At 69.9% G+C, this 11,419-nt stretch carries 14 protein-coding genes; 6 read left to right on the top strand and 8 right to left on the bottom strand.

The window, feature by feature from the left end; translation table 11 throughout:
- The 3 genes from V7D28_RS10070 to V7D28_RS10060 form a co-directional block, all read right to left on the bottom strand.
- The coding region (locus V7D28_RS10070) for a CheR family methyltransferase (RefSeq protein ID WP_333587252.1) at window positions 1-838 on the bottom strand (838 nt) is incomplete at its 3' end.
- Window positions 839-942: 104 nt separating this feature from the next.
- The gene (locus V7D28_RS10065) at window positions 943-1,446 is read right to left on the bottom strand and encodes a chemotaxis protein CheW (protein WP_333587251.1); all 504 of its coding nucleotides are present in this window, start codon (window positions 1,444-1,446) and stop codon (window positions 943-945) included.
- A 48-nt stretch (window positions 1,447-1,494) separates the two neighbouring features.
- Window positions 1,495-2,355, bottom strand: a complete 861-nt coding sequence (locus V7D28_RS10060) for an MBL fold metallo-hydrolase (protein ID WP_333587250.1) — start codon at window positions 2,353-2,355, stop codon at window positions 1,495-1,497.
- 73 nt (window positions 2,356-2,428) lie between these two features.
- Here V7D28_RS10060 and V7D28_RS10055 point away from each other — a divergent pair, with 73 nt between their 5' ends.
- The 3 genes from V7D28_RS10055 to V7D28_RS10045 are packed head-to-tail and all read left to right on the top strand — an operon-like array spanning window position 2,429 to window position 4,133.
- Window positions 2,429-2,749, top strand: coding sequence for an ArsR/SmtB family transcription factor (locus V7D28_RS10055; protein WP_333587249.1), 321 nt, complete (start codon window positions 2,429-2,431; stop codon window positions 2,747-2,749).
- Window positions 2,749-3,528 (top strand): sulfite exporter TauE/SafE family protein, encoded by a 780-nt coding sequence (locus V7D28_RS10050; RefSeq protein WP_333587248.1) that lies wholly within the window; start codon window positions 2,749-2,751, stop codon window positions 3,526-3,528. The genes V7D28_RS10055 and V7D28_RS10050 overlap by 1 nt, the downstream gene beginning before the upstream one ends.
- Entirely contained in the window at window positions 3,525-4,133 is a 609-nt protein-coding gene (locus tag V7D28_RS10045) for an SAM-dependent methyltransferase (RefSeq protein WP_333587247.1), read from the top strand. Before V7D28_RS10050 ends, V7D28_RS10045 begins: the two co-directional genes overlap by 4 nt.
- A 23-nt stretch (window positions 4,134-4,156) precedes the next feature.
- Here the strand turns inward: V7D28_RS10045 and V7D28_RS10040 are convergent, their stop codons facing one another.
- Genes V7D28_RS10040 through V7D28_RS10025 form a run of 4 tightly spaced genes read right to left on the bottom strand, consistent with a single transcriptional unit; the run spans window position 4,157 to window position 9,156 of the window.
- A complete protein-coding gene (locus V7D28_RS10040) occupies window positions 4,157-4,507 on the bottom strand; it encodes an ArsR/SmtB family transcription factor (RefSeq protein ID WP_333587246.1) in 351 nt (116 codons plus the stop codon).
- A 19-nt stretch (window positions 4,508-4,526) separates the two neighbouring features.
- On the bottom strand, window positions 4,527-7,754 hold the full coding sequence (locus tag V7D28_RS10035; RefSeq protein ID WP_333587245.1) for an efflux RND transporter permease subunit: 3,228 nt from the start codon (window positions 7,752-7,754) through the stop codon (window positions 4,527-4,529).
- Window positions 7,751-8,779, bottom strand: coding sequence for an efflux RND transporter periplasmic adaptor subunit (locus V7D28_RS10030; RefSeq protein WP_333587244.1), 1,029 nt, complete (start codon window positions 8,777-8,779; stop codon window positions 7,751-7,753). Before V7D28_RS10030 ends, V7D28_RS10035 begins: the two co-directional genes overlap by 4 nt.
- A gap of 23 nt (window positions 8,780-8,802) precedes the next feature.
- Window positions 8,803-9,156, bottom strand: coding sequence for a rhodanese-like domain-containing protein (locus tag V7D28_RS10025; protein WP_333587243.1), 354 nt, complete (start codon window positions 9,154-9,156; stop codon window positions 8,803-8,805).
- A gap of 152 nt (window positions 9,157-9,308) precedes the next feature.
- On the opposite strand from V7D28_RS10025, the gene V7D28_RS10020 reads away from it, so the two are divergent.
- Genes V7D28_RS10020 through V7D28_RS10010 form a run of 3 tightly spaced genes read left to right on the top strand, consistent with a single transcriptional unit; the run spans window position 9,309 to window position 11,256 of the window.
- Window positions 9,309-10,589 (top strand): NAD(P)/FAD-dependent oxidoreductase, encoded by a 1,281-nt coding sequence (locus V7D28_RS10020; protein WP_333587242.1) that lies wholly within the window; start codon window positions 9,309-9,311, stop codon window positions 10,587-10,589.
- A 3-nt stretch (window positions 10,590-10,592) separates the two neighbouring features.
- The gene (locus V7D28_RS10015) at window positions 10,593-11,039 is read left to right on the top strand and encodes a thioredoxin family protein (protein ID WP_333587241.1); all 447 of its coding nucleotides are present in this window, start codon (window positions 10,593-10,595) and stop codon (window positions 11,037-11,039) included.
- Window positions 11,040-11,052: 13 nt separating this feature from the next.
- Window positions 11,053-11,256, top strand: a complete 204-nt coding sequence (locus tag V7D28_RS10010) for a YgaP family membrane protein (protein WP_333587240.1) — start codon at window positions 11,053-11,055, stop codon at window positions 11,254-11,256.
- Here V7D28_RS10010 and V7D28_RS10005 read toward each other — a convergent pair.
- A partial coding sequence (locus tag V7D28_RS10005) for a hypothetical protein (protein WP_333587239.1) occupies window positions 11,216-11,419 on the bottom strand: 204 nt, incomplete at its 5' end. The genes V7D28_RS10010 and V7D28_RS10005 overlap by 41 nt on opposite strands.

Raw genomic sequence — 11,419 nt, 5'->3', positions numbered from 1 at the left:
CCTTGCGGGGGGGCGAAGGTGCGGGGGTCGGGTCTTCGCTGAAGGCCGGCGGCGACCATGGCTCCTCAGGCGCAGGCGTGAGCGGCGCCTCGCGGCGGCGATAGGCGGTGGCGCCGGCCACCGTCTCGGCGCGCAGGGTGCGCTCGAAGGCGAGGTTGGGCTCGGCATGGCCGAGCAGCAGCCATCCGTCCGGGTTCAGCCGCGCCCCGAGCACGTCCACAAGCTGCTCCACCACGTCGGGATGGAAGTAGATCAGAACGTTCCGGCACAGGATCAGGTCGAACTCATTGAGGTCGAGCGGCGCCTGTTGGCCCAGCAGGTCCAGGAGATTGCTTCGCCGGAACCTGACGAGACTGCGAAATGGACGGCGCAGGCGGTGATGGCGCCCCTCTTGCGTGAACCAGGCCTGCTTCTGCTCGGGCGAAAGGGCGCGCAGGGCCCAGGGACCGAACAGGCCCTCCGTAGCCCGGTCCAGCGCCGCCTCATTGATGTCCGTGCCCAGGATGCTGATGCGCCAGTCGGCCAGCTGCGCGCCCAGCAGCTCATGGAGCAGGATGGCCACGGAATAGGGCTCCGCGCCCGTTGAGCAGCCCGCGCTCCAGATGCGAAGGCGCCGGCTCGGCCGCCTGGCCTCGATCAGCTGCGGCAGGATGGTTTCGCGTAGGGCGGCGAACTGTTCAGCATAGCGGAGGAAGTAGGTTTCCCCGACCGTGACCTCGCCCTCCAGGCGCCGCCATTCCGCGGGGCCCGCCGCCTCGTCCTCGAGCCGCTCCATATAGGCCGACAGATCAGCCAGGCCCAGCGCCTGCAGGCGTCGGCGCAGCCGGTCCCAAAGCACCTCGTCCTTGTCGGCGTAATAGTGGTGGCCGGTGCGGGCGATCAGCGCCGCCTTGAGCCGCCAGAAGGGGTGGTCGTCCGCGGGCGTTTGAAACGGGGCTGGAGTCAGGACCGGCCCTCCGACACGGCCTGGCGCCGGTCGGCCAGGGCCGCGGTGATCTCTTCGATGCGCGCCGCCTCTTCCAGCAGGAGCAGCCGGTCCGGCGCCAGCAGGGGAACCAGCCGCTCGCCGAACCGCAGATGGCCCAGGGCGGCGCCATTGGGCGACTCGTCCGGTTCGGCCGGCTTGAATCCGTCAGCGGGCATCTGGGCGTCGGTGACCCGATCCACCAGCAGGCCCAGCTGCGCCCCGCCACGCCCGACGACGCGGACGATGTGGGCATAGAGATCGGTCGTCTCGCGATCAGCCCCCGCATTCAACAGGAGCCCCAGGTCGAGCACCGGCATGGCCTGGCCGCGAAGATTGATCATGCCGGCCAGGATTTTCGGCCAGGGGGGCTGTCGATCCAGCACCGGCAGGGGCAGCACCTCGCGCACCGAGCCCATGGGCAGGGCGAAGGCCTGGCCGCCCAGGTCGATCAGCAGATAGGAGTCGTCGGCGGGGCTCATCTGGCGGTTGAACACCGAATGTCCCGCCGACGCCAGTCCCGCCGCGCTTCAGACCACGGTGACCGGAAGCTTCAGATAGACCCGCCCGTCGGTCTCCGGCGGGGGGAGGGCGCCGGCGCGGATGTTCACCTGCAGGGACGGCAGGATCAGTACCGGCGGGGGAAGGGTGGCGTCCCGGGCCTCGCGCTTGGCGACGAACTCGGCCTCGGTCACGCCGTCGGCCACATGGACGTTGCCTGCCCGCTGGTCGGCGACGCTGGTCTCCCAGACATGGGACTGGCGTTCTGTGGTCAGGTAGTCGTGACCCACGAAGATGCGCGTGTGGGGCGGAAGGTCGAGGATCTTGCGGATGGACCGGTAGAGGGTCGCCGCATCGCCGCCCGGGAAATCCGCCCGCGCCGTGCCGTAGTCGGGCATGAACAGGGTGTCGCCCACATAGGCGGCGTCCTCTATCAGATAGGTCACGCAGGCCGGCGTGTGGCCCGGCGTGTGGAGCACCGAAATCCCGGTGTCCCCGAGGCTCAGCCGGTCGCCCTCGGCCACGAGGACATCGAACACGGCCCCGTCGGGTCGAACGTCGGCCGCGCCGAACAGAGGACCGAAATGGCGTTGCACGTCCCGGATATGCGCGCCGATGACCACCTTGGCTCCGGTCCTGCCGCGCAGATAGTCCGCCGCCGACAGATGGTCGGCATGGGCGTGGGTCTCCAGCACATAGACCAGTCGCAGGCCGTGAGCTTCCAGATCCCGCAGGATCTGGTCGGCGGAGGGGTGGGAAACCTTGGCGCCCTTGGGCTCATAGTCCAGCACCGGGTCGATCACCGCGGCCTGACGGCTCGCCTCGTCCCAGACGAGATAGGTGACCGTGGAGGTGGGCTCATGGAAATAGCTCAGCTGTGCGACGGACATGGGATCCTCCTTCGCGATCCAATATATGCGCTATTGCTAAATTAGCAAGTACGTATATATATGCGGCATGGCGTTGCATCCTCCTGAAGACGACCTGGCCCAACGCGCCGCCGGCGCCGCCGAGCTGCTGCGGCTGGTGGGCAACGAGCACAGGTTGCAGCTTCTCTGCGTCCTGCGCGCCGGAGAGGCCTCGGTGGGCGACCTGGCCCGGCGATTGGGGCTGTCGCCTTCGGCCCTGTCCCAGCATCTGGCACGGCTGCGGGCCGCGCGCCTGGTGGATGGGCGCCGGGAAGCCCAGACCATCTATTATCGCATCATCGACCGCACGGTCCTGGCCCTGGTGGAAGCCCTGGCGCAGATCATGGATCAGCGGCGGGCCGGGGGGCGGGCCTGATGGCGCTCGACGGTGGCGTGATCCTGCTGGCCCTGGCCAGCGGGGCGGTGGTGGGCCTGCTGCTGGCGGTGTTCGGGGGCGGTGGGTCGGTGCTGGCGACGCCCGCGCTCCTCTATGTGGTGGGGGTCGACGACCCGCACGTGGCCATCGGCACCTCGGCGGCGGCTGTGGCGGTCAACGCCGCCCTCAATCTGGCCGGCCACGCCCGGGGCGGGCGGGTGAAGTGGCCCTGCGCCAGCGTGTTCGCGCTGACGGGGCTCGCCGGCGCCCTGGCGGGATCAAGTCTCGCCAAGCAGGTGAATGGCCAGATCCTGCTGACCTTCTTCGCCCTGGCCATGGCCGCGATCGCCCTCTCCATGATGCGCAGGCCAAAGGACGAGGGCGATCCCAGGGTGCATATCGACTGGCCGATCACCCTGCGGCTCGCGCCGACGGGCCTGGCCACAGGATTTGCGGCGGGCTTCTTCGGGATCGGCGGCGGGTTTCTGATCGTGCCGGGCCTGATGGCGGCCACCGGCATGACCCTGGCGAATGCGGCGGCCTCATCGCTTCTGTCGGTGGCCCTGTTCGGGGCGGCCACCTCGTCCAACTACGCGTTCTCAGGTCTTGTCGACTGGCCGGTGGCCGGACTCTTCGTCCTGGGCGGGCTGGCTGGCGGGGCCGTAGGGCTGAAGGCGGCGGGTCTGCTGGCGGGCCGGGTCTTGCTGGCGCGGCGCCTGTTCGCGACCCTTGTTCTGACCGTGGCGGCCTATGTGGCCTGGAAGAGTGTCGTCGGATGAGCCTGGATCAATGGAACGCCCGCTTCTCAAGCGAGGCCTATGTGTTCGGCGAGGCGCCCAACGCCTTCCTCAGCCGGCAGAAGCCCCGGCTGCCCGCCGCCGGTCGCGCCCTGGCGGTGGCCGACGGGGAAGGGCGCAACGGCGTCTGGCTGGCGCAGCAGGGGCTGTCCGTCTATTCCATCGACGGTTCGTCGGTGGCCCAGGACAAGGCGCGGCGCCTGGCCGCCGCCCGCGGGGTCGAGCTTGAGCTTGAGCTGGCCGACCTCTCGGACTGGTCCTGGCCGCAGGCGGCCTATGACGTGGTTGCGGCCATCTTCATTCAGTTCGCCGGGCCTGACCTGCGCGCGGCCCTGTTCGACGGCATGAAGCGGAGCCTGAAGCCGGGCGGCCTGCTGCTGATGGAGGGTTACCGGCCCGAACAGCTCGCCTATGGCACGGGCGGCCCGCGGGTCGTCGAGAACCTCTATACCGAGGCCCTGCTGGCGGAGGCCTTCTCCGACTTCGAGATCGTCGAACTGGCGGCCTATGATGCGGAGATCCAGGAAGGCCCAGGCCATGCCGGCATGTCGGCCCTGATCGATCTGGTCGCCCGCAAGCCGGCCTGAGCCGGCCTGGTCCGCCTTGTCCGTCAGGCCTTCTTGCCGCCGCGATAGATGTCGCAGAGGGTGTCGATGACCCGCGCCGCGGCGGGATCGATCAGCCGGTAATAGATGGTCTGGCCGTCGCGGCGGGTGCCCACCACGCCCTCGGCCCGCAGCTTGGCCAGATGTTGCGACGCCGCCGACTGGGCCAGGCCCACATGCTGGGCCAGATCCCCCACCGAGCATTCGCCGTCCTCGCCCAGGCGGCAGAGGATGATCAGCCGCTGCTCGCTGGCCATCAGCTTCATCAGCCGCGCCGCGGCCGCCGCACTGGCCTCCAGCGCGGCGAGCTCGGCGGCGTCGGGAAGGTTTCGGACGAAGGCGGGGGCTTGGCTCATCGGATTTATCTAGGCGTGCTCAGCTTTGGGGCAAGACGGGTGCGCCGGCCGGCCGCCCGTCATCGCGCAAGACCACATAGATGGCCGGAATGACAAGCACCGTCAGCAGGGTGGAGGAGGCCAGGCCGAACAGCAGCGAAATGGCCAGGCCCTGGAAGATCGGGTCGAACAGGATCACCGCCGCGCCGATCATGGCCGCCAGGGCGGTGAGCACGATGGGCTTGAAGCGGATCGCGCCGGCTTCCAGCAGCACATCCCGCAGAGCCCGGCCCTCGGTCTGGGCATGGCGGATGAAGTCCACCAGCAGGATGGAGTTGCGCACGATGATGCCGGCCAGGGCGATGAAGCCGATCATCGAGGTGGCGCTGAAGGGCGCTCCAAACAGGATGTGGCCGATGACGATGCCCACCAGGGTCAGGGGGATGGGAGTCAGGATGACCAGGGGCAGGCGGAAGCTTTTGAACTGAGCGACCACCAGGACGTAGATGCCCAGTATGGCGACGGCGAAGGCCGCGCCCATGTCGCGGAAGGTCACCCAGGTGATCTCCCATTCCCCGTCCCACAGAAGGGTGGGGACGCTCTCGTCGTCCGGCTGGCCGTTCAGCCGGACCACCGGCTTGGGCAGGTCGCCCCAGTCATGGGCCTCGATGGCCTCGCCCACCGCCAGCATGCCGTAGATGGGGGCTTCGTACTGGCCGGCCAGTTCGGCGGTGACCATCTCGGCGTCGCGTCCGTCGCGGCGATAGACGGGATGGGCGCCGGCCTCCTCGCGGGCCTCCACCACTTCGGATAGCTGCACCAGCCGGGCGCCCGCCGGCCCCTGGCTCACCGCCACGGGCGTGGCGGCTAGGCGCTGACTCCAGGCGCGGTCGGACTGGGGCAGGCGCACGGCGATCTCCAGGGGCGGGCGGCCCTCGCCGCGGGTGGCGTAGCCCAGGGGCGCGCCGCCCAGAACGGCGCCGATGGAGTCCAGCACCTGGCCTTCGGCCACCCCCAGATGCTCCATCCGGTCGCGGGCCGGCGCCAGCCGCAGGCGCGGCCGGGGCTGGCCGTAGCTGTCGTCCACATCGACGATGTAGGGGATCTGGCGGAACAGGGTCTTGACCTCTGCGGCCACCGCGCGCCGCGTCTCGGCGTCCGGCCCGTAGATTTCCGCCAGCAGGGTGGCCATGACCGGCGGCCCGGGCGGGGCCTCCACCACCTTGATCGAGGCGCCTTCGGGGAGGGGCAGGTCGGCGAGACGTTCGCGCAGGTCGAGCGCCACGGCGTGGCTGGCCCGGTTCCGATCGGACTTGTGGCTCAGTCCCACCGCCAGATCGCCCATTTCCGGGCGGCTGCGCAGGAAGTAGTGGCGCACGAGCCCGTTGAAATTGAAGGGCGCCGAGGCCCCGGCATAGGCCTCGATGGCGGTCACTTCCGGCAGGGTCCCGGCGATCTGGGCCGCCGCCCCCAGGGTGCGTTCGGTCATCTCCAGGCTCGTGCCCTCGGGCATGTCCAGGATGACCTGCAGCTCGGACTTGTTGTCGAAGGGCAGCAGCTTCACCGTCACCGTCTTGGTGGCGAACATGGCCATGGACAAGAGCGTCGCCGCGCCCACCGCCAGCAGGAAAATCCAGGCGCTGCGGCGGGTGGCGATGACCCGACCGGCCACGGAGCGATAGATCGCTCCGATGCGTCCTTCGCCCTCGGCGTGGCCGCCGTGGCCGCCCGCAAGGGTCTTGCGGGCGAAGCGCACCATCAGCCAGGGGGCGATCACCACCGCCACGAAGAAAGAGAAGACCATGGCGGCCGAGGCGTTGACCGGGATCGGCGCCATGTAGGGGCCCATGAGTCCAGAGACGAAGAGCATGGGCAGGAGCGCCGCCACCACCGTCAGGGTGGCGACCACGGTGGGATTGCCCACCTCGGCCACGGCCTCGATCGTGGCCTGGCTGCGCGAGCGTCCATCCTTCATCGCCCAGTGCCGGGCGATGTTCTCGATCATCACGATGGCGTCGTCCACCAGGATGCCGATGGAGAAGATGAGTGCGAACAGGCTGACCCGGTTGATGGTGTAGCCCATCAGGTTCGACGCAAAGAGGGTGAGCAGAATGGTCGTCGGGATGACCACCGCGGTGACGCCGGCCTCCCGCCAGCCGATGGCCAGGCCGATCAGTATGACGATGGAGAGGGTGGCCAGGGCCAGATGGAACAGGAGTTCATTGGCCTTCTCGTTGGCGGTCTCGCCGTAGTCGCGGCTGACGCTCACCACGAGGCTGTCGGGGATCAGGTCGCCCTTCAGCCCTTCGACCCGCGCCATGATGTGCTCTGAAACCACCACCGCATTGGCCCCCTGGCGCTTGGCGATGGCCAGGCTGACCGCCGGAGCCGGGGTCCAGCCGTCGCCCTGCCGGGCATAGCTCCAGACCCGGGACTGATCCTGGCGCGGCGCCTGGACCACCTGGGCCACATCGCGAAGATAGACCGGTTGCCCGTCCACCGAGGCCACGGTAATCAGGCCGATCTCGGAGGCGGTGGACAGGCGCTCACCAGCGGCCACCTGCACGGCCTGACCGCCTTCGCGGAGGGTTCCCGCCGGAAAGCTCCGGCTGGCCTGGCGCACGGCGTCGATCACCGAGGACAGCGGCACGCCTCTCAGGGTCAGGCGCTCGGGATCGGGTTCGATCCGGATTTCATCGGGCCGGCCGCCCACCACGAAGGTCAGGCCCACATCCTCGACCTTGGCCAGCTCGGCGCGCAGCTTGAGCGCCACGTCATAGAGGGCCTGATCGGTCCACAGGTCTTGCGCCTCGGGGCGAGGGCTCAGGGTCAGCACCACGGCCGGGACGTCGTTGATGCCCCGGGTCACGATCATGGGTTCGGAGACGCCCGCCGGGATGCGGTCGTAATTGGCGCGGATCTTCTCATGCACGCGGACGGCGGCGGCGTCGGGATCCTCGCCCACCTCGAACCGCGCGGTGACCAGCACCTGGTCGTCCTCCGCCTGAGTGTAGACATGATCGACGGCGTCGATGCTCTTGACGATGGTCTCCAGCGGCTTGCCCACCAGCTCGGCCACGTCGGGGGCGCTGAGGCCCGGAGCGGCGACCATGATGTCCACCATGGGAACGCTGATCTGCGGTTCTTCCTCCCGCGGGATGGAGGCCAGGGCCAGCAGGCCCACCGCGATCGCCGCCAGCAGAAACAGCGGGGTCAGCGGCGAATGAAGGGTCGCCTGGGTCAGACGACCGGAGAGGCCCAGTCTCATCGCCCGGTCTCCATCGCCAGCAGCACGTCTCCGGCCATCACGCCGGACAGGATCTCCACATCCTCGCGGCCTGGAATGGGGGCGGTCTGGACGGCCACCTCGCTCACCCCGCCGCCCGGCATGGCCACCCGGACAAAGTCCAGGCCGTAGCGGGCAGCCACGAAGCGGGGCGGCGCCGCCAGTCCCTGGCGCTCGCCCAGAGGCACGCGAACCCCGACGCGGCGTCCCACCAGGTCGGCCCGCAAGCCGGGAACGGAGATGTCGGCGCTCACCCGGCCGGCCTCGATGGCGGGGTAGACCTGGACCACACGGCCACGGTCGGCGCCGGGCAGGTCGGCGGCGTCGATCAGAACCGTATCCCCCACCGCCAGGGCTCCGGCCTGACCTTCAGGCAAGGTGAGGCGCAGCAGGGGCTCGCCCGCCGTCACGACAACCACCACCTGCCCAGGGGCGACCACGGAGCCGGCGGGAACGTCGGCGCGCAGCACGCGGCCGTCAGCCGGCGCCAGTATGGCCCCCTGGCCCACAAATTCCGCACTGGCCGCGCTCTGGGCGCGGGCGGCGTCGGCCTGGGCGCGGGCGGCGCGGGCGGCGGCCTGGGCCTGGTCGAGGCGTGCGGCGGCGTAGAAGCCCTTGTCGTGCAGGGTGCGGACCCGGGCGAGATCAGCCTCGGCGCGAACCGCCTCGGCCTCCGCCGCGGCCTGCTGGGACTCATAGGCGCGCGCCTCCAGCACCAGACGCTGGTCGCGCACCATGGCCAGGACCTGGCCCTTGCGGACGACCTCGCCTTCGCGGACGCGCAGTTCGGCCAGGGTGCCTCCGATCCGGGCCCGCGCCTCGCCCATGTCGCGCGTGGTGACCACCGCGGCGGCGGGCTTCACGTCGGCGATGGGCTGCAGGCTGAGCGTCAGGCGCTCACCCTGGGCGGCTGCGGCGGCGGCCGCGGGCTCGGGGGCCTCGCCCTCACCGCAGGCCGAGAGGACGAGGGCGAGGGCGAGGGCCGTGATCGGCGGGGCGCGGCGCATGGGGCGGTCTCTTGTGGAAGGGACTAGCGGGCGTCGCGGACGGCGCCGGTGGCCGGGTCGATCCGGATCACCGGGCGGCCGTCCGACTTCCAGGCGCCGATGCCGCCTGCAAGGTGACCGGCCACCGTGACCCCGGCCTTACGGCACGCCTCCATCGCCATGCCTGAGCGCTTGCCCGAGCCGCATTGCAGGACGATGGCCCGGCTTCCGCCGTCGGGCAGGGCGGCCGGGTCGAAGGTGGAGAGCGGGAAGTTCAACGCCCCATGGATGCGCTCGCCAGCATATTCGGCGGGTTCCCGGACATCGATCAGGACGATGGAGCGGGCCTCCAGCCGGGCTTGAACATCGGCGGGGCTCAGATCGGGGCACGGGCTCATGGGACGCCTTTCGGTAGAGGGCTTGAATATGCGAAGATGCGCATATAATGAAATACCAGGGGGTTTCAAGCCGTCCGAACCTCGGTCGCCGGGGCGAGGGTCGCCTTGACGCCGATCAAGGCGACCCAGAGGCAAGGGAGCAAGATTCGCCCATGGTACAGCCCCGCATCATCGTTCTGGGCGCAGGCCTCGGCGGCGCCATCGCAGCCTTCGAGATCAAAGAGGCTGTCGGCTCCAAGGCCGAGGTCATGGTGGTCTCTCAGGGGGAGACCTTCCATTTCGTGCCGTCAAATCCCTGGGTCGCCGTGGGGTGGCGAAAGCGCAAGGCCATTGAGGTGGCTCTGCCGCCGGTGATGGCCCGCAAGAAGGTGGGGTTCACCGGGGTCGGCGCCCGCCGCGTCCATCCGGCCGAGAACCGGGTGGAGCTCAATGGCGGCCAGAGCCTCGCCTATGACTACCTGGTCATCGCCACGGGGCCCGAACTGGCCTTTGACGAGATCGAGGGGCTGGGTCCCCACGGCGGCTTCACCCAGTCGGTCTGCCACGTGGAGCATGCGGAGCGCGCAGCCGAGGCTTTCGAGCGGCTGGCGGCCCATCCGGGCCCGGTGGTGGTGGGCGCCGTGCAGGGCGCCTCCTGCTATGGCCCGGCCTATGAGTTCGCCATGATCCTCGACACCGAGTTGCGCCGCCGCAGGGTGCGCGACGGGACGCCCATGACCTTCGTCACGGCCGAACCCTATGTGGGCCATCTGGGCCTGGACGGCGTCGGCGACACCAAGGGCCTGTTGGAAAGCGAGATGCGCAACCGGCACATCGCCTTCATCACCAACGCCCGCGTCGCCCGTGTCGAGGACGGGCTGATGACGGTGGAGGAGGTGGGCGACGACGGCGCAGTCCGGACCACCCACCAGCTTCCCTTCGCCTATTCCATGATGTTGCCTGCCTTCCGGGGGGTTCCGGCGGTCTTCGGGATCGAAGGGCTGACCAATCCCAGGGGCTTCATCCTGGCCGACCGGCATCAGCGCAATCCGACCTTTCCCAACGTCTTCTCCCTGGGGGTCTGCGTGGCCATTCCGCCGGTGGGCAAGACCCCGGTCCCGGTGGGCGTGCCCAAGACCGGCTTCATGATCGAGAGCATGGTCACGGCCATCGCGGAGAATCTGAAGGCGCTGCTGGAAGGGCGGGCGCCCACCCACGAGGCCACCTGGAACGCCATCTGCCTGGCGGACTTCGGCGATGGCGGGGTGGCCTTTATCGCCCAGCCCCAGATCCCGCCCCGCAACGTCAACTGGTCGGCCGTCGGGGGTTGGGTGCATCTGGCGAAGATTGGGTTCGAGAAGTACTTCCTGGGCAAGATCAGGCGCGGGGAGAGCGCCCCCTTCTACGAGAAGATGGCGCTGGATCTCATCGGCGCGCGCAAGCTGAAGGCCTGAGCGGTGGCCCAGGTCGTCTGCCCCCATTGTCTGGCGGCCAACCGCATCCCGCCTGAGCGCGACGCTGGTCAGGCGCGCTGCGGCCGCTGCCGCGCCGCCCTGTTCGCCGGCGAGCCCACAGAGGTGGACGCTGCGGGCCTGCAGGTCCACCGGCGCGCCAACCAGGGCGTGGCTGTGTTGCTGGATGTCTGGGCGCCCTGGTGCGGCCCCTGCCGGGCCATGGCGCCCCATTTCACCGCCGCGGCCCGGCGCCTGGAGCCGCAGGCGCGGCTCCTGAAGCTCAATGCCGACGCCGATCCGCAGGCCAGCGCCGAACTGGGGGTGTCAGGGATTCCGGCGCTCATCCTCTTCCAGGACGGGCGCGAGATCGCCCGCCAGGCCGGCGCCCAGACCGCCGACCAGATCATCGCCTGGACCCGCCAGGCGCTCAGCCAGGCCGCCTCGGCCTGAAAGGAGACCGACCATGACCCTCGACCGCGCCGTCTTCGTCTTCGCCGGGATTGTCGTCCTGGCCGGACTGGCGCTCGCCCATTTCGTGAGCCCCTGGTGGGCCTTGCTCAGCGCCTTCGCCGGGCTGAACATGATCCAGGCGGCCTTCACCGGCTTCTGCCCGGCGGCCCTGCTGTTCAAGCGTCTGGGCGTCCGGCCGGGGCCGGCCTTCCGCTGAGCCCTGTCAGCACGTCTGCGGCCTCGCGGGCGATGCGCGTGGTGATCGCCTCGGCGCCTTCGGGCCTGGCGAGCGCGGCGGCCTGACCGGACCAGAGCGGGCCGAAGGCCTCCGGCGCCTGGGCGCGCAGGGGGGCCAGGGCTGACGCGGCCAGGGGGAAGGG

This window comes from Phenylobacterium sp. (genome assembly GCF_036723115.1).
In the GTDB taxonomy this organism is placed as follows: Bacteria; Pseudomonadota; Alphaproteobacteria; order Caulobacterales; family Caulobacteraceae; genus Phenylobacterium.
This window is presented reverse-complemented; position numbering and strand designations above follow the sequence as displayed.